At 60.7% G+C, this 17,669-nt stretch carries 17 protein-coding genes; 7 read left to right on the top strand and 10 right to left on the bottom strand.

What is annotated here, in order from left to right; translation table 11 throughout:
• Positions 1 to 2 precede the first annotated feature (2 nt).
• The 3 genes from FHX10_RS30950 to FHX10_RS30960 all read right to left on the bottom strand — a co-directional run bounded on the left by FHX10_RS30950 (position 3) and on the right by FHX10_RS30960 (position 3,358).
• Entirely contained in the window at positions 3 to 962 is a 960-nt protein-coding gene (locus FHX10_RS30950; protein WP_063474059.1) for an ABC transporter permease, read from the bottom strand.
• A 70-nt stretch (positions 963 to 1,032) separates the two neighbouring features.
• Positions 1,033 to 2,631 carry an ABC transporter substrate-binding protein gene (locus FHX10_RS30955; RefSeq protein ID WP_184390672.1) on the bottom strand — a complete coding sequence of 533 codons (1,599 nt, stop codon included), beginning with the start codon at positions 2,629 to 2,631 and terminating at the stop codon, positions 1,033 to 1,035.
• Positions 2,615 to 3,358, bottom strand: coding sequence for a FadR/GntR family transcriptional regulator (locus FHX10_RS30960; RefSeq protein ID WP_127430827.1), 744 nt, complete (start codon positions 3,356 to 3,358; stop codon positions 2,615 to 2,617). Before FHX10_RS30960 ends, FHX10_RS30955 begins: the two co-directional genes overlap by 17 nt.
• Before the next feature lie 203 nt (positions 3,359 to 3,561).
• Between FHX10_RS30960 and FHX10_RS30965 the strand changes: the two genes are divergently transcribed.
• The 6 genes from FHX10_RS30965 to FHX10_RS30990 all read left to right on the top strand — a co-directional run bounded on the left by FHX10_RS30965 (position 3,562) and on the right by FHX10_RS30990 (position 9,546).
• A complete protein-coding gene (locus FHX10_RS30965) occupies positions 3,562 to 4,311 on the top strand; it encodes a GntR family transcriptional regulator (protein WP_052213398.1) in 750 nt (249 codons plus the stop codon).
• A gap of 68 nt (positions 4,312 to 4,379) precedes the next feature.
• Positions 4,380 to 5,897, top strand: a complete 1,518-nt coding sequence (locus tag FHX10_RS30970; protein ID WP_184390675.1) for a putative N-acetylmannosamine-6-phosphate 2-epimerase — start codon at positions 4,380 to 4,382, stop codon at positions 5,895 to 5,897.
• Between the two features lie 53 nt (positions 5,898 to 5,950).
• Entirely contained in the window at positions 5,951 to 7,282 is a 1,332-nt protein-coding gene (locus FHX10_RS30975) for an extracellular solute-binding protein (RefSeq protein WP_047616729.1), read from the top strand.
• A gap of 56 nt (positions 7,283 to 7,338) precedes the next feature.
• A complete protein-coding gene (locus FHX10_RS30980) occupies positions 7,339 to 8,205 on the top strand; it encodes a carbohydrate ABC transporter permease (RefSeq protein ID WP_184390678.1) in 867 nt (288 codons plus the stop codon).
• 3 nt (positions 8,206 to 8,208) lie between these two features.
• Complete coding sequence (locus FHX10_RS30985) at positions 8,209 to 9,030, top strand: carbohydrate ABC transporter permease (protein ID WP_028756726.1); 822 nt, start codon at positions 8,209 to 8,211, stop codon at positions 9,028 to 9,030.
• A 126-nt stretch (positions 9,031 to 9,156) separates the two neighbouring features.
• Complete coding sequence (locus FHX10_RS30990; RefSeq protein WP_028756727.1) at positions 9,157 to 9,546, top strand: RidA family protein; 390 nt, start codon at positions 9,157 to 9,159, stop codon at positions 9,544 to 9,546.
• On the opposite strand, the gene FHX10_RS30995 is transcribed toward FHX10_RS30990, so the two are convergent.
• The 6 genes from FHX10_RS30995 to FHX10_RS31020 form a co-directional block, all read right to left on the bottom strand.
• Positions 9,543 to 10,124 carry an NAD(P)H-dependent oxidoreductase gene (locus tag FHX10_RS30995; protein ID WP_028756728.1) on the bottom strand — a complete coding sequence of 194 codons (582 nt, stop codon included), beginning with the start codon at positions 10,122 to 10,124 and terminating at the stop codon, positions 9,543 to 9,545. The genes FHX10_RS30990 and FHX10_RS30995 overlap by 4 nt on opposite strands.
• Entirely contained in the window at positions 10,121 to 11,530 is a 1,410-nt protein-coding gene (locus tag FHX10_RS31000; protein ID WP_047616731.1) for an FAD-binding oxidoreductase, read from the bottom strand. The genes FHX10_RS30995 and FHX10_RS31000 overlap by 4 nt, the downstream gene beginning before the upstream one ends.
• 1 nt (position 11,531) lies before the next feature.
• The gene (locus FHX10_RS31005) at positions 11,532 to 12,845 is read right to left on the bottom strand and encodes a cytosine deaminase (RefSeq protein WP_047616732.1); all 1,314 of its coding nucleotides are present in this window, start codon (positions 12,843 to 12,845) and stop codon (positions 11,532 to 11,534) included.
• Positions 12,845 to 13,699 carry an ABC transporter permease gene (locus tag FHX10_RS31010; RefSeq protein WP_047616733.1) on the bottom strand — a complete coding sequence of 285 codons (855 nt, stop codon included), beginning with the start codon at positions 13,697 to 13,699 and terminating at the stop codon, positions 12,845 to 12,847. Before FHX10_RS31010 ends, FHX10_RS31005 begins: the two co-directional genes overlap by 1 nt.
• Complete coding sequence (locus FHX10_RS31015) at positions 13,699 to 14,523, bottom strand: ABC transporter ATP-binding protein (protein WP_047616735.1); 825 nt, start codon at positions 14,521 to 14,523, stop codon at positions 13,699 to 13,701. The genes FHX10_RS31010 and FHX10_RS31015 overlap by 1 nt, the downstream gene beginning before the upstream one ends.
• Positions 14,524 to 14,590: 67 nt before the next feature.
• Positions 14,591 to 15,607 carry an ABC transporter substrate-binding protein gene (locus tag FHX10_RS31020; RefSeq protein WP_047616737.1) on the bottom strand — a complete coding sequence of 339 codons (1,017 nt, stop codon included), beginning with the start codon at positions 15,605 to 15,607 and terminating at the stop codon, positions 14,591 to 14,593.
• A gap of 183 nt (positions 15,608 to 15,790) precedes the next feature.
• Between FHX10_RS31020 and FHX10_RS31025 the strand changes: the two genes are divergently transcribed.
• On the top strand, positions 15,791 to 16,780 hold the full coding sequence (locus tag FHX10_RS31025) for a LysR family transcriptional regulator (protein WP_028756733.1): 990 nt from the start codon (positions 15,791 to 15,793) through the stop codon (positions 16,778 to 16,780).
• Here the strand turns inward: FHX10_RS31025 and FHX10_RS31030 are convergent.
• Positions 16,743 to 17,540 carry a creatininase family protein gene (locus FHX10_RS31030; protein ID WP_047616739.1) on the bottom strand — a complete coding sequence of 266 codons (798 nt, stop codon included), beginning with the start codon at positions 17,538 to 17,540 and terminating at the stop codon, positions 16,743 to 16,745. The genes FHX10_RS31025 and FHX10_RS31030 overlap by 38 nt on opposite strands.
• Positions 17,541 to 17,669 lie beyond the last annotated feature (129 nt).

The raw sequence follows: 17,669 nt of genomic DNA on the forward strand, positions 1-17,669 counted from the left end.
GCTCAGCCCACCTTGATGCGCGGATCGACGACCGCATAGGTGATGTCGGTCAGAAGATTGATGACGATAACGCAAGTGCCGATGACGAGCGTCGCCCCCATGATGACGGGGTAGTCGCGGGTCTGCACGGCATCGACGAGCAAAAGACCCATGCCCGGCCAGTTGAAGACGCTCTCGATGAAGATGGCGCCGCCGATGGCAAGCCCGATGGTGGAGCCGATCAGGGTGACGATCGGAAGCAGCGCATTGCGCAACGCGTGTTTGGTGATGACCCAGAATTCGCGCACGCCCTTGGCGCGGGCCGTGCGCACGTAATCCTGGTTCAGGACTTCGAGCAGCGAAGCGCGCATGTAGCGCATGATCAATGCAGCTTGCGCGACGGATAGAAGTGCCGCCGGCAGGATCAGATGGTGGAGGAGATCGCCCACCGAGAACGTCTCGCCCGGCGTCAGCATGCCGCCAGACGGCATCCAGTGCAGGCGGACGGAGAAAAGATAAAGGCCGAGCAGTGCGCTGAGGAATGCCGGGCTCGAAATGCCGGCAAGCGCAGCCACCGATAGGGAGAGGTCGGCGAGCGAATTGCGGCGAACGGCGCCGATCACCCCGCAGGCGATGCCGACGACAATGGCGAAGACAAGGGCTGTGCCCATCAACAGCACTGTCGGCCCGATCCGCGATAGCACCAGACCCAGAACCGGCTGGTCGAGACGCTTGATCGAATAGCCGAGATTGCCCGTCACCGCCTGCTGCAGCCAGCCCAGATACTGAACGGGCAAGGGCTGATCGAGCCCGAGGCTTCTGCGCAGATCGGCAAGATCCGACGGTGACATCGGCAGGTTCGGATCGATATAGGCATCGATCGGATCGCCTGGCGTCAGGCGCAGCAGCAGGAAGATCAGCATGCTCAGGGCGACGAGCATGCCCATTCCCATGATCAGGCGTCTGAGACTGTATCGGAGCATCGGCAATCCGTATTGTCAGGCCGTCTTGTCAGGGTGGCCGAAGCCACCCTCAAGGCTTTGCGGAAAACGCCTATTCGGCGATCGACCATTTCTGCGGGTCGGCCTGGTAGGGGCCGCCGCCCGGAGCCGGCGTCCAGACGAAATCCTTCACCTTGGTCGAGACGATGCCGTAGCGGTTTGCCACCCAGAGCGTGGCCCAGGGCAGGTTCGTGTTCATCACCTTGCAGACGTCCTGGTAGGCCGTATTCCGCTTGGCGCTGTCAGGCTCGGCAAGCGCGCTATCGAGTGCCTTGGTGAGGTCGGGCATGCGAACCCTGGCAACGTTCGGTCCGGCCGGAGGGATCTGCTTCTCGTTGAGGCCGACGTTGATGCTGCCGGCATCCGGCCCGTTCTGCAGCCCGGCATAGACCATCTGGAACTGGGCGATATCCGGCGTCGCATTGAGCACGATGCTGTTATAGGTCGGGGCATCGACGGCGCGCGGGACGATGTTGATGCCGACCTGGGCAAGCATTGCCTGGACTGCCGCAAGGACGCTGGTCGCCAGCGGGGTGGTGTAATAGGTCAGAAGCGTGATCGGCTTGGCGCCGTTGATCTGATCCCAGCCGGCTTCCGTCAGCAACTGCTTGGCCTTCTCCGGATCATAGGCATAGGTGTCGATATCAGGCGGTATCAGCTGTTCGGCGACATAGGCGCAGTTGGCGGGCTTTGCCGCGCCGCCGTAGAGGCTCTGGATGATGGCATCGCGATTGATCGCGTGCATCACCGCCTTGCGGACACGCACGTCCTTCCAGAGCGGGGAATCGTGGTTGAAGCCGAGATAGTTGACGACGAAAGAGTCACCTTCGATGACCTTGAAGTCCTTGTTGTCCTTGAAGGTCGGCACATCGTTAGAATCGACGTAAGTGAACTGGATTTCACCGGATCTCAGCGCTGCGATCGCTGCGGCCGGGTTGGCGAAATAGCGATTGATGACGCGTTCCAGGGCGGGCTTGCCACCACGATAATCGGTGTTTGCGGCAAGTTCGACATACTGGTCCGAGACGTATTTGGTGAATTTGAACGGGCCGGTGCCGATCGGGGTGGTGGACCACCAGGTGTTCTTCGCCAGCTGGTCGGCCGGTATGGAGGAGAGCGCATGCTCGGGCAGCATCATCACCTTGGTCATCGTGTCGAGAAGACTGCTGCTGGGTGCGCTGAGCTTGATGACGACGGTGTGATCGTCCGGCGCCTCGACGGACGATATGCCCTTCAGTCGGGCGGCGAGCACCGAGCCGGATTTCACATCCATCGCAAGGCCGATGGTGAACTTGGCGTCCTTGGCGGTGAAGGGCTTGCCGTCATGCCATTTGGCATCGGCGAGCTTGAACGTGTAGGTCATCTGATCCGGGCTGACCTCGTAGGAGCTTGCCAGTGCGCCAACCACCTTCTGCAGCGCCTCGTCATAGCTGACCAGCGGTTCGTAGTAGATGCTGAGCCAGGTGAAGCCGGCGGTCGCGGCAAGCGGATTGAAATTGCCCTGGAAGCCGCCGGGGCCGACATCGAAACCGCCGGACAGGGTGGCGGCCTGAGCCTCTGTTGCAGCGCCCGAGACGACAAGAGCCGGCACGGCAACCGTCGACAGCATGGCGCCAAGCGCGATGGCGGATAATCTAGACAGTCTTTTCATGTGTTCCTCCCATGTTTGAACTTGCCTTGTTGTTGGCAATCACCCGGGCAATGCCCTCGTAGTGACGATCCAGGCGTCTGCGCGCCTCCTCCAGATCCCTTGCCTCGATCGCATCGACGATCGCGGCGTGATCGCGCCACGTCGCCATCGGATCGGTATTTTCAAGGTTGACGAAATCCGATGCCTTGTAGAAGGCGAGCCAGAAGACATCGATCAGCCGCACGAGCGTCTCATTGTCCTGGCAGCGAAACAGCAGTCGGTGGAACAGCTGGTCGTCTGTCGCAAAGGTTTCACCGCGCTCGGCATGGGCGCGCATGCGGTTGACGGTGGCGCGCAGTTCGGCGATGTCCTCCTCTGCGATCACCTCGATCGTCTTGCCGATCAACCCCACTTCCAAGGTCCGCCGGATTTCGAGGACCTCCTCGATCTGCCGCAGGGCGCCGCCGAGGCCGTAAGCGAGATTGTCGAGAAGCGGCTCGAAGGAAAAGGCCTTGACGAAGATGCCGACGCCGCGCCGCGTCTCTAGCACGCCGACCGATTCCAGCGCCTTGATGCCTTCCCTCAGCGAATTGCGGCTGACGCCGAGCTGGGTGGCGAGCTCTCCTTCGGCCGGAAGCAGGGTTCCGGGCGCCAGGCCATTATCATCGATATAGGCGCGCAGGCTTTCCTGGACCGATACGTGCAACAGCGGGGCGCGCGTGAGCGGCTTCATCGATTTCAATGTCATTTACCCCGGTCTTCTTCTGGTTTCGCCCATATGATGAAATCTACATATCCACTTGTAGGATATCTGTCAAATGGGCAAGTTTGCATCGCAGCGCGGAACTGGTCCGCTGCCTGGCGATTGCCCTTTCATTCTAATACCAGTATAGATCCAGGTGCATTCCACAGAAAAAACTGAATGTGCCGCGGACGGTATCGGGAGAAATCATGGCGACAGATGAACTGATCGAAGCGATTGGTAAGGAATTGCAGGTGTCAGCATCCGGTCTGCCGCTCTACAAGCGGCTGAAAGCGGCGATCGAAACCGCGATCCTTTCGAATACGCTTAAGGCCGGCGCCGTTCTGCCCGGAGAGCGTGTTCTGGCCGAGACGCTGTCGCTTTCCCGGGTGACAATACGCAAGGCGCTGGCGCTGCTCGAGGAAGAGGGTTTCCTCAATCGCCGCCACGGCTTCAAGACGGAAGTCGGATCGCGCGTCGAAAAATCCCTTTCCACGCTCACCAGCTTTTCGGAAGACATCCTCGCGCGGGGGCTCGTTCCAGGATGTATATGGCTTTCCAAGCAGATAAGCCGCCCGTCTCCGACCGAGATGATGGCGCTCGGCATTGCTGGAAATAGCAATATCCTGCGCATGAAGCGTATCCGCACCGCCGATGGTGTGCCCATTGCGGTCGAGACCTCAACGGTGCCGGTTCGCTTCATACCTTTGGCAAATATGGTCGGCGACTCTCTCTACGAGACGCTGGAAACGCGGGGCTTCCTGCCGCAGCGCGCCGTGCAGCGCATGCGTTCACGCGCGGCCTCGGTGGAGGATGCGCAGCATCTCCACTGCGATGCCGGAGCGCCGTTGCTGATGACAGAGCGCCGTTGTTTCCTCGGCGACGGCCAGATCGTCGAATACTGCGAGAGCCGCTATAAGGGCGACGTTTACGACTTCGTCTTCGAACTGAGGCGATAATACCAGTTATAAACTGGTTGTAATCTGGTATTTTCTAACTATCGTGATGCCGAAATGGAGTGTCACGATTGCAGCGCGACGACATCAAAAAGAGCCTTATCGTTTCCTGCCAGCCGGTTCCGGGCGGTCCTACGGACACGGCTGAATTCGTGACGGGGTTCGCCAAGGCCGCCGTCGATGCCGGTGCAAAAGCGTTGCGGATCGAATCCATCGCCTATGTGAAGGCCGTTCGTCCGGCCGTGAACGTGCCGATCATCGGCATCGTCAAACGCGATCTCGATGACAGTCCGGTGCGCATCACGCCGTTCGTTGCCGATGCCGAAGCGCTGGTCGATGCGGGCGCCGATATCGTCGCCTTCGACGCCACGGATCGCCTGCGTCCCGTCTCCGTCCAGAAGCTGGTGCAGGCGATTAAGACAAGGGGCAAGCTGACGATGGCCGACTGTTCGAGCCTCGAAGATGCGCGCAACGCCCTGGCGGCCGGCGTCGATTTCGTCGGCACCACGCTGTCCGGCTATGTCGGCGGGCCTGAGCCTGTCGATCCGGATATCGGCCTGATCACAGCCATGCACACGCTGACGCCTTATGTCATAGCCGAGGGTCGTATCCGCACGGTGGAGCAGGCTGCCGCCGCAGCCAAGGCCGGGGCTTTTGCCGTCGTCGTAGGCTCGGCGATCACGCGCACCGAGCACGTGACGTCGTGGTTTCGCGACGCCGTCGCTGCGGCCTATGATGCCGACGATACCCAAACGGCGCTTGCAATCGATATCGGCGGCACGAAGACGATGGTGGCTCTGGTCAGGGGCGGCGAAGTGCTGGCTGAAATTACGGTGCCGACGGTGCGGGATACGGGCCCCGATGCCTGGCTTGCCATGATCGCCGACTCTATCCGATCATGGACGGATCGCTATTCGCGTGTCGGCATCGCGGTGACGGGCTTCATTCAGGATGGATGCTGGTCGGCGCTCAATCCGGCGACGCTCGGCATTCCCGATCGCTATCCGCTGGTCGATAAGGCGACGGCGACCTTCGGTAAACCGGTTTTTGCCGTCAACGATGCGCAGGCGGCCGCCTGGGGAGAATACAGGTTTGGTGCCGGCGATGGCGGCGATCTGGTGTTCCTCACCATCTCGACCGGCATCGGCGGCGGCATCATTGTCAACGGGCGCCCACTTGCCGGGCTTGCCGGTCATTTCGGGCTGATCCGTGGTCCGTCCGCCGGGCAGTCGCCTTTGGAAGACCAGACGTCGGGCCGCTGGATAGCGGCCGAGGCTGCAAAGGCCGGGCATCAGGCGACCGCCGCCGAGGTTTTCGAGCATGCCAACAGCGGTGAGGCCTGGGCCGAGGCGATCATCTCGCAATCGGCATTCCGCGCAGCGACGCTCTGCTGCGATATCCAAATGATGCTCGATCCCAAGCATATCGTCATCGGTGGCGGCATCGGCCTTGCAGTGGCCTACCTCGACCGGATTCGTGATTGCCTTGCGGGTATCGACGCCCGGCTGACGCCCGTTCTCGTACCCGCCAGGCTCGGCAGCCGTGCCGGCATCGTCGGCGTGGCGAGCCTGGCAGTGCGACGTGACTGAATAATTCCAGAAAACATGGATTCAGACGTAACAATAAGAGAAAGGGAACTACGATGACATTGAACAGAACGTCCTTATCAGCCCTTGCCCTGCTTCTCGCAAGCGTTGCTTTGCCGGGCACCTCGAATGCGACAGTGACCGTTCTTGGCTGGCCGGGTGGTTCGGAAGAAACGGCGCTTCGTGCGACCGTCGAAGCCTACAACGCCACTGCGGGCATCAGCGACGCCGACAAGGTCGAACTCTTATTCTTCAACCGGGAGGGCTTCTACGACAAGCTGCAGGCCGACATGGCAGCGGGGTCGACTGCCTTTGACATCAACCTCGTTGCCACCTACTCGATCGGCCGTTATGCACCGTACATGGAGCCAGTCGACCTCGGTAGCGATGCCGCGAAGACGTTTGGCGAATCCGTGCTGAAGACCATGCAGTTCGACGGCAAGCAATATGGAGTGCCGACAGATCTGTCGCTGCACTTCATGTATTATCGCAAGGATCTGATCGATGCGCTGATGAAGGACGATGCGGCAAAGGCGAAATATGCTGAAATCTCCAAGCAGTATCTCGGCAAGGAATTGCAGCCGAAGGACCCGGATAACTGGACCTGGGACGACTGGGCGGCAACGGCTCTCTACTTCTCGAAGCAGGTGAATTCCGAAAGCCCCGTGCGTTATGGCACCGTATTGCAGATGAAGAACCTGCTCTTCAACATGATGGTGTTCCAGTCGCTGCCGCGCTCCTATGGCGCAGACTGGACCGACAAGGACGGCAATGTCACCGTTGATTCCGATGCCTACAAGACTGGCCTTGAACTCTACAAGAAGCTTTACGACGCCGGCGCTTCGCCTAAGGATTCGCTGAGCTATGAATATGCCGAGACCAATGCCGCCTACGGTGCCGGGCAGGCTGCCACGGCACTTCAGTGGAATGCCGCTGCGGCGGATCTCACCAATGCCGAGAAAACCCCCGCAGTTGCCGACGTCACCGGTATTGTGGCACCGCCGGCCGGGCCGAACGGACGCGCCGACCATATTCACGGTCTTGGTCTCGGCCTCAACAAGAACGCCAAGAACAAGGACGGCGCCGTCAAATTCCTGAAGTGGCTGGCGACCGAGGATGCGGCCCTGCTCTATGCACGAAGCGGCGGCTCTCCGGCTCTTGCGCCCGACGTGGTGGCGAAAGTCGCCAAGGAACGTCCTGATCTCGTCAAACTCGGCGAGTTTGCCAGCAGGTACGGCTACGTGATGAACGGTGCGACTTCGGCTAACGCACTCTCCGTCTACGAATTGCAGGCGAAAGAGTTCACCGGCTACTGGTCGGGCCAGCAGAGCCTTGATGACGCGCTGGCTCATGCGAAGGCTGGCATGCAGGACCTCCTGAAGAAGTGATATTCGCCGGATGCCCTGTCTTTTGCAGGGCATCCGGCCCCAGCCGGCGGATCGAAATGGCCATAGTAAGACGTGCCGAGGGAAGAGCCTATCTCACGCCGCTCGTGGGTTTCCTGCTGCTGTTCCTCGGATTTCCCGCAGTCATCAACATCATCTATTCCGTCTCGACGGTCGATTTCCAGACACTGCGAAGTCCGACGCTGAGCGGCTTCGGCAATTACCTGGCGGTGCTTGCCGATCGGGATTTCTGGCGCGCCATTTTCTTTTCGCTGCGCTTCGGCATCTTGACGGCGCTTATCGAATGCCTGCTCGGCCTGTTTCTTGCGATTTTTCTGGCGCCTCTTCTGTCAAAGCGCTCGGTCCTTATGGCGCCCCTCATGCTGCCGCTCATGGTGGCGCCGGCCATGATCGGACTGATGTATCGTCTGGTGCTGCACGAATTTGCCGGGCCGGTGCCCTATTATCTCTTCGAGTGGTTCGGCGACAGCCCGGCCTTCCTCGACGTCGCTCACGCATTCTGGACGCTGACCGTGGTCGAAACGCTGCAATGGACGCCGTTTGCCTTTCTGCTGTTTTACATGGCCTATGTCGCCGTGCCGCTCGACGTGCGCGAGGCGGCCGCCCTCGACGGCGCGTCGGCAATCAAGCTGCTTTGGTTTATCGAACTGCCGCTGATGCTGCCGACACTCATGATCGCCTTATTCATTCGCTTCATCGACGGCTTTCGTGTTTTCGACAACGTCTACGCGTTGACCGGCAGCGGTGCGGGCGGCTCGACCATGTCGCTGTCGATCTATATCTATCAGGCATTTTTCAAGGAGGGTGCGATCGGCAAGGCGGTGGCGGCTTCCGTTGTTCTCTTCCTTGCCTCGCTGCTCGTGCTCTATAGCCTCAACTGGCTGGCCGGCCGCAGGAGGACGTGAGCGATGATGAACACACTCCGCTGGATTGTTTTTGCAGCCGCAGCTCTTGCGATGAATTTTCCGATCATCGTCACGCTCGTTACGTCGTTCAAAAGCGCCCGCGAACTGTCGGTCAATCCTGGTTTGTGGATCAGCCAGCCGACTCTCGAAAACTACCTGCGGGTTTTAACGCAGACGGACCGTTTCAATATCTATTCCTACCTCTGGAACAGCACCGTCGCTTCGTTGATCGGCACGGGGCTTGCGATCATGCTCGCCTTTCCCGCGGCCTATGCGATCGCCAGGAGCGAAGCGGGCAAGCACACGCTGCTGCCGATCATCGTCAATCTGCGCGCCGTGCCGCTGATCATTTTCGCCATCCCGCTCTACATGATGTACCAATGGCTCGGTTTGCTCGATACCCAGCTCGGTCTCGGCCTGATCCTGACCATCGTCAACACACCGCTGGCGCTTGTCATTCTCGTCAATGCGATTTCCGACGTCCCGCTCGAACTGGACGAAGCGGCAAAGGTGGACGGCGCGAATTCGTTTCAGATCATGATCCGCATCATTCGGCCGGTCGTGCGTCCTGCACTGGTGACGACCTTTATCTTCGGCTTTATCACCGCCTGGAACGAGTTCCTCTTCGGTCTGATGCTGACGACAAACAAGGCGGTGCCGATGACCGTTGGCGCTTCCTTCTTTTTTGCGGCAAGCGGCGGCGGCGTACAATGGGGGACGGCATCGGCCGTGATGATCCTCGGCGCGCTGCCTCCAGCCTTTCTAGGCCTCCTCATGTATCGGCAGATTTCCGGCTCGATGATCTCGGGTGCTGTCAAGGGCTAGTATCCGTTCAAGGCATTCATCCTGCCTTGTCACAAGACATAATGGGCGGTGGCGATATTCTCATATCCCGCCGCGTCCTGTAGGGTGCGGTATTTGCAGGCCTATGAGAAAATTTCAGAGCGATCGATGAAGAAGACCTTCAATCCGGCCTCGGTGCGCCGGCCTTTCGGGAATTACAATCACGGCCTGCTCGTGCCGCCCGGCGCATCGCTGTTGGTCACTTCGGGCCAGTTAGGTATCGGTCTCGACGATACTGTTCCGAGCGACGTGGCCGCGCAGGCGGAACTCTGCTTCGAGGCGATCAAGGCCATTCTCGAAGAGGCGGAGATGAGTTTTGCCGATGTGATCCGCATTTCGGGGTTCGTCACCCGGCGCGAAGACTTTCCGGCCTATATGGCTGTGCGGGATCGCTATACCCTCGATCCGAAGCCGGTTTCCACCTTGATCGTCGTCGGCGGCTTTACGCGGCCGGAATTCTTCGTGGAGGTCGAGGTGACGGCGGCGAAGATTTTTTAAAAGCGCTCCATCGCGTCTCCGACGCGGGTGAGGAATTTTGCCCGCGTCTCCGGCGTGCAATTGTTCATGTCGTAATGGGCGAGGAAGGTCACCGGCCTCACCGGATTGATCTGCGCCCTCAGCACTCTCTTGACGATCTTCTTCGGCGGGTTGCCGGCGGCGAAAGCGCGGAAGGGCGTTGCGCCGTAGGTCAGGACGGCGGCGAGTTTGCGGATGTGGCGCAGCCGCGATTCCACCTTGCCATTGACCAGTTCGAAGGAAACGCCCGGCAGCCATACGCGGTCGAAATATCCCTTCAGGATTGCCGGAAAGCCGAAATTCCAGATCGGGGTGCAGATCACCAGCCCCTCGGCCGCCTTCAGCCGCTCGACATGCGATTCCACCAGTTTCAGATTTTCCGGATAGTCGTGATAGACGAGCCGGTCGCGGCGTGAGAGCACCGGATCGAACTGCTCTTCGTAAAGGTCGCAGCCATCCACCGTATGCCCGGCCTTCTCAAGGCTCTCGACGGTCTGCCGGTAGAGCGCCTTGCCGTAACTTTCCTCGACCGGGTGAGAGTGGAGGACGAGAACCCTCATGAAGCCTCCATCAGGGCCGCGAGACCGGGGAAGAGATAGTTCTTGCCGGCGTTGAAATCGAAATCGGGATTTTCCCAGGCAATCATCTTGCCGGGATTGAGCAGGCCTTTCGGATCGGTTTCCTGCTTGAAGGCAAGCTGCACCGTGTCGGTGCGCTTCATGCCGCCTTCCTCAAGCGTATAGCGGTGCGGGTTGAAGATCGGGCATCCATTGTCCTGGTGGATCTTGATGATCTCTTCCAGCCGCTCCTCGGTGGTATAGCGCACTAGCGGCAGGCCGGAGCACTGGATCTGACCGTCGAATTTGATGAATTCGAGATGACCCGGCACTTCGTCGCCGAAGATCTCCACCATCTTCCGCACCTTGGCGACATGGTCCGGTCCCGGATACTGCACCTGCAGATAGGTGAAATTCGGATCGACCTTGAGGGCGCGCAATGTCGTGTGGTTCCAGGCCAGCTCATAGGCATGCGGAATGCCGCGCATGCTTTCCACCGTGTCGGAGCGGAACATGATCTCGCCCTTCTGCGCCGCGGTGAAGGCAAGAAAGGCATCCAGGGAGTGCGGCGCGATCATCAGCACGACGATCGACTGGCCCTGACGGATGTAGGGCTTGTGGCGGGTGAAATAGTCGTAAGGAATGGGAGCCGCGATCGGCGCGATCTCTTTGACGAGGATGCCGTTGCATTTGGCCAGCGCGTCGGAAAAGCGCACCGCGTCCATGAAGTCGTCATAGCCGACCAGCACATCGACCCAGTCATAGGCAGGCGCAAGCGGCATCTCGATCTCGGTGATGATGCCGTTCGTGCCGTAGGCGTGGCTGACTTTCTGGAGATCCCAGCCGGTCAGATCGAGCACACGTGGCTCGGCCTCCATGGTGACGACGCGCAGGCGCAGGATGTTGCCAAGGTCGCGCAAGCCGCCCCAGGTGATCGAGCCGACGCCGCCCGAACCGCCGGCGATGAAGCCGCCGACCGTCGCCGTTTGGGCAGTGGAGGGGTGGAAGCGCAACTCCTGGCCGGAATGGGCCTTGGTCTGCTTGTCGAGCTGGGCAAGCACGATGCCGGGTTCGCAGACGACGCGGCCGGGATGGATCTCCTTGATCTTGTCCATGGCGGCAAGATTCAGCACGATGCCGCCGGAAAGCGGCATGGCCTGGCCGTAATTGCCGGTGCCGGCGCCGCGCGGCGTGACCGGCACGTCGTGGGCATAGGCGATCTTCAGCGTCCGGATGACCTCGTCCTCGGTCTTCGGCGTGACGACGAGATCGGCGGAAACATTGTCGAGCTGCGCCTTCAGGATTGGCGAGTACCAATAGAAATCCCGGCTCTTCTGGCGCACGAGCGCCGGATTGTCTTCGACGGCGATGCCTTCGAGTTCCTTTTTGATCTTCTGATAATCGGCCATGTCAGGCTCCAACGACGCTATCGAGTTCACGGTAATCCGGCAGGCTGCGGTCGATCACCTTGCCGCGACGAAGCACGACGCGGTCAGACTGCGGACGGGAAAGGAATTCACTCCAACGCCGCGCGCTGAAGAGCACGAGATCGGCCGGATCGCCGGCGGCGATGCGGCCCTTGTCCGGCCGTCCGACGATGGCGGCGGGCGAGGTGGTGACGACACGCGCCGTGGTATCGAGCGGGTGGTCGAGATGCAGAATCCGCACGGCCTCGCGGAAGACCTCCACCGGATCGAGATCGCCATAGGCATAGAAGGGGTCGCGGGTATTGTCGGAGGCGACCGCGGTCGCGACACCGGCGGCGGCCAGCTCGTGGAACAGGGTGACGCCGCGCCAGCGCGGGGTGCGGCCGGCATAGCGGTCCTGCAGATACATGTTGCACATCGGCAGCGCGATGACCGCTATGCCTGCCTTGGCGACCAGCTCGACGGTGCGCGCTGCGGTGTCTTCTTCCTGGCGGGCGAGCGAGCAGCAATGGCCGGCGGTCACCTTGCCCTCGAACCCGTTGCGCAGCACGGCCTCGGCGATCGCCTTCAGCGTCTCGGCGCCGCGATCATCCGTCTCGTCGACATGCAGATCGACATCCAACCCATGCTCTGCGGCAGTCCTGAAGAGCGTGTCGAGCTGCCAGATGAGCTCCGGCCCCATGCGCGTGACGCCGCCAAGCAGGCCGCCTGTTTGCCGGACGACGGTGACGAGATCGGTAAAAAAGGAGCTGTCCGCCATGGCGTCCAGCGGGAAGAGGGCGACGGCCTGCAGCGCGATCCTCTCCTTCCAGGCATCGCGGATTTCGGCAAAGACCTCGAAGGAGATGCGGTGCTGGGGCGCCAGCGAATCCAGATGGGTGCGGATCAGGCTGGTGCCGTGGGCATAGGCGGAGCGCAGCGAGAATTCCATGCGCCGTTTCACGTCCGCGGCCGACCAGTTGGCTTCCCGGTCGGCCCTGACGGCATCGAGCGCGCCCATGAAACTGCCGTCGGGATTAGCCTGACGCGGCCAGATATGGCCCTTGTCGAGATGGGTGTGGATATCGGCAAAACAGGGCCAGACCATGCCGTCCTTGAGATCGATCCTGGCATAATCGGCGGGTGCGGCGCCAGCCGGCCGGATGGCGGCAATCGTACCGTCGCTGATGACGATATCGACCGTGGCGAGTCCTTCCGTAACCGGCACGTCGACAGGCTCGACGGTGACGGCGGGCACCGTCGCATTGCTCAGCACGAAGCGGGCCGCATTTGGCGGGGATATGAAGGAATAGGTCATCAGTTTTCCCGTTTGATGCTGCTTTCATGCCAGCGGTGGAGGCTCAGCCAGGCGATGAGGGTGGTAAGGCCGAAAATGGCGACCCCAAGCATGGAGAGCATCAAGAGCGCAGCGAAGAGCCGCGGTATGTTCATCCGGTACTGCGCTTCCAGCAGGCGGAAAGCGAGGCCGGAGCCGGCGCCGGCGGAGCCCGCGGCAAATTCGGCGACGACGGCGGCGATCAGCGCAAGGCCGCCGCCGATGCGAAGACCGGTCATGAAATAGGGCTGGGCGGCTGGGATCTTCAGATGGATCAGCGTCTGCCAGCGCGAGGCGCCGTAGAGTTCGAAGAGGTTGATGAGGTTATGGTCGACGCTCTTCAGGCCCTGCACCATGTTTGACAGGATGGGGAAGAATGCGACGAGGAAGGCGCAGATGAGCAGCGCCACCTGCGTGGAGGGAGCGTAGATCAGGATCAGTGGCGAGATCGCCACGATCGGCGTCACCTGCAGGATCACGGCGAGCGGATAGAAGGCGATCTCGATCCAGCGTGATTGCACGAGAAAGATCGCAAACCCCACGCCGCCGATCAGCGCCAGTATCAGCGAGATGAAGGTAATCTGGGTCGTGACCCAGAGGGCAGGCGCAAGCGTACCCCAATCATTGACGAAGGCTGCCGCCACGGCGCCGGGTCCGGGCAGGATGTAAGGCGGTACGCCCGAGAGCACCACGTAAAGCTCCCAGATGATGATGAGCACGGTGATGACCAGGAAAGGCACGGCGATGCGCAGTGCCAGGTCGCGCCGCCCGACGTTCGCCGGTTTGGCGACGGGCAGGGATGCGACTTCGGCAGTTTGGATGCTTTCGACGCTCATCAGTGCTCCTCCGATCCGCCGATCGCCTCGATCAACGAACGCGATGCCGTCTCGCAGGCCTGCCGATATTGTTCCGAGGTTCGATAATGCGAATCCCGCTCGAGGCTGGTCATCAGCGGAAAATCGGCATGCACGCGGCCGGGTCTCGCCTTCATCACCACGATCCGGTTGGAGAGGTAAGCGGATTCGAAGACCGAATGCGTCACGAAGATCACAGTGATACCCGTCGTCTGCCACAGCCGCAGCACGTCGTCGTTGAGCTTCTGGCGGGTGATTTCGTCGAGCGCCGCAAAAGGCTCGTCCATCAGCAGCAGCTTCGGCTTCGTCACCAGCGCACGGGCGATCGATACGCGCATCTTCATGCCGCCGGAAAGTTCTCGTGGATAGGCATCGGCAAAATCTTGAAGACCGACGGTCGCCAGCGCTTCCACAATCCGGTCACGGGCTTCCGCCTTTGAAATCCCCCGCAATTTCAACGGCAGGTAAACGTTGCCGAAGACGGTCTTCCACGGCATTAGCGTCGGCTCCTGGAAGACGAAGCCGATATCGCCCTCGGGCAGGCCTTTCGAATTGATGCGTGAACTCGGCCAATCGATCTTGCCCGCGGTGATGTCGCCAAGGCCGGCGATGATGCGCAACGCCGTGGACTTACCGCAGCCGGAAGGGCCGAGGAGGCTGATGAACTCGCCGCTTTCGACCGTCAGCGACATGCCTGAAAGCGCTGTCGTGCCGCTGGAAAAGACCTTCGACACCGATTGCATGACAACCAGCGGCCGCTTTTTCGTTTCCTTCGAAGGCACCGCCTTGGGTTCGGCTAGGGACATATTCTCGCTCGTTTGTCGAAGGGATGCGGTCCGCCGCCAGGCAGGCGGCGGACCTGGCCTGGGAGGCTTATTTCTTCAGCGCCATTCCGGTGCCCTTGCACACGAACTTCGTCGTAAAGGCCTTGGTATAGTCGGTCTCGGTCTTGAACACCTTGATGGCGGTCATCTCGTCGAAGAACTTCTTGTAATGGGCGTCGGTAATGCAGCCGATGCCCTTGTCGAGGCTGTCGCCGGATTCGATGATGCCGTATTCCTTCATCTTGGCGATCGAATAGGCGATCTGGCCGTCGGTTATTTCAGGATTGTCCTTCTTGATCAGTTCGTTCGCCTTGGTGTTGTCGCCGTAGAGGTAGTTGTACCAGCCTTCGATCGAGGCATCGACGAATCGCTGCACCACATCGGGCTTGCCGTCGAGCATCGCCTGCGTCGTCGTGATCATCGTCGAATAGGGCGAGTAGCCGTTGTCGGCGAGCAGGAAGACCTTCGGCTCGAAGCCTGCCTGTTTCTGGATCTCGTAGGGTTCCGATGTCAGGTAGCCCTGCTGGGCGGAGTCTTTGTCTGCGAGGAAGGGGGCGGGGCTGAAGTTATAGGGTTTGTACTGCTCGTCCTTGAAGCCTTTGAAGTTGGCCTTCATCCATTCGAAATAGGTGAGGTAGCCGTCCTTGCTGAGGAACAGCGTCTTCAGCTTGGCGAGGTCCTCGAACTTGTCGACGCCGTTATCCGGATGGGCGATCAGCACCTGCGGATCCTTTTGGAAGATCGCGGCGACATCGACCAGCGGAATGCCCTGCTCGACGGCGGAAATTTCTCCCTGCGGACCGCCCATGTAGAAATCGAGCTTGCCGGAGATCAGGAGCGCGCTGTTTGCCGCATTCGGGCCGCCCTGGACGATGGTGACGTCGAGGCCGTATTTCGCATAGGTGCCGTCGGCGACGGCCTGGTAGAAGCCGCCATGTTCAGCTTGGGCAAGCCAGTTCGTCCCGTAGCTCACCTTGTCGAGGGCAAGCGCCGGCGAGGCGGCGGCAAGCATCGCGGCAAGGCCGAGGCAGCTCAGGAATTGCGTCTTCGTCAGTGCTTTCAACATGGTCGGCAGTTCCCCTTTTTAACCGAAGGAAGCCTTGGTCGGCTCCCTTTTAAGGGAATTTGAGCCATTGCGTTGCGCTTTGAAAAGCATCAAAATTCGTGCGCATTGATGCCTTTTCGGCATCTGTCGGAAAGCTGAAGATAATTTGTGCGCCCTGCGTAAAATTTATGCACCGGAGAGATCATGCTGCACTCCAGACGCCTTCTTTACATCAACGAGATCGCCCGTTCCGGTTCGATCCGCAAGGCGGCCGCGCGCCTCAATGTTGCGTCATCGGCGGTCAACAGGCAGATTCTGGCGCTGGAGGAAGAGATCGGGGCGCCGCTTTTCGAGCGGCTGCCGCGCGGTTTGCGGCTGACGGCTGCCGGTGAACTCTGCATCGAACATATCCGGGACGTGCTGAAGAATTACGAGCGCCTGGAGGGGCGCATCCGCAGCCTCAAGATGCAGCAGGCTGGGAAGGTGCGCATGGTGACGACCGTCGGCCTTGCCGCCGGGCCGCTGCCCGAAATCATCGCGCGCTTTCTTTCAGAGCATCCACGCGTCTTCGTCCAGCTGCGCAACGATACCGGCGGCACGACGGCCAGCCCCGTTGTATCAGGCGAGGTGGATATCGGTCTCGGCTTCAATATCCCGGCCATGCCGGGGATCCGCACGCTCGGAAATTTCGATATCCCGATCGGTGTCGTGCTGCCGCCGGGCCATCACCTGATCGGTCCCGGGCCGATCAACCTTGCCGATGTCACGCAGGAAAAACTGGTTCTGGCGCAACCGGGCACCAGCCTGCGCGAGGTGATCAACCTTGCCTTTGCGCGCTTGCCCATCCCTGTCGAGCCGGTGCTGGAAACCAATGCATCGGAGATGCTGAAGCAACTCGTCAAATGCGGCACCGGGCTGACGCTGCTCAATCCGCTCGACGTCATCACCGAATGCCGGCGCGGCGAACTCGTCTTCCGTCCGATCGCCGAGCCGCATGCGCGTTACCAGCAGATGAAGCTGTTTGCGCGCGCCAGGGCGCCGCTCGACGCGGCCACCAGCCTTTTCGTCGAATATCTGCTCGCCGAACTGCTCGGCCTGGTGCAGGAATTGCAGGCCAAGGGCCATATCCCACCTGATACGAGATCCGCGGCCGAGCCTATTTCACATAGAGATTCGAAAGTGGATAGGCCTTGAGGTCTTCAAGCAATTCAACAAACCCCGTGACCTGATGGCGGCAGATCGCTTCGCCCTTTTCGGCGGTGGCGATCGAGGCATCGCCGACCACGCCGAGGGGGTTGAGGTCATGCGCGATCCAGGCCAGCGAATGCGGCGGCAGGGGCTGAAGATATTTGGATTGCTGCCGCATCCGTTCGGCCTTCGAGGCGAAATTCTCTGCCTTGTCCATACGCACCAAGTCGGGGCGGAAGTGCAGCATCAACGATGTCTCGACATCGCCGCCGTGAATGCCGTATCTGCTCTCGTGATCGCTGACCATGCCTTCCGGGTGGCCGAACCGGCCCCATTGCGTGGAGACCACCGCCATTTGATGGCGCACGCGCAGTTCACGCGCGACGATGCTCATGACGTCGACATTGCCGCCGTGGGAATTGACGATCACCATCTTCCTCAGCCCGGCTTCCGCAACCTTTGCGCCAATCGCCGTCCAGACGGGGATGAGCAGCTCTGCACTGAGCGACAGCGTGCCGGGGCCGTAAATATGTTCGTTGGCCTTGCCGATCTCCTGTGTCGGAAGGACCAGGATGTCCAGATTCTCCGGCCGCTGCCTCTTCAGCTCCGCCAGCATGCCGGTCGCGATGGCGACATCGGTTGCGATCGGCAGATGCGGGCCGTGCTGTTCCGTCGAGGCGATAGGCAGAACGGCAATCGTGGTCTCGGGGCAAAGGCCGGCAAAATCATATGTGTTGAGCTCGTTCCAGTAAAACGGCGTCGCCATGCGGTCGTCCCCTTTTCGTCACCTGTCTTGACAGGAAGTAGGGAATAACGATGAGCGCGAAAAGCATCATTTTGTGTGCATGGCGCTGCCTTTTCGAGTGCGCCAATACCCCAACTGCAGTTGCCTCCG

This window comes from Rhizobium sp. BK591, from assembly GCF_014195045.1.
GTDB lineage: Bacteria > Pseudomonadota > Alphaproteobacteria > Rhizobiales > Rhizobiaceae > Rhizobium > Rhizobium anhuiense.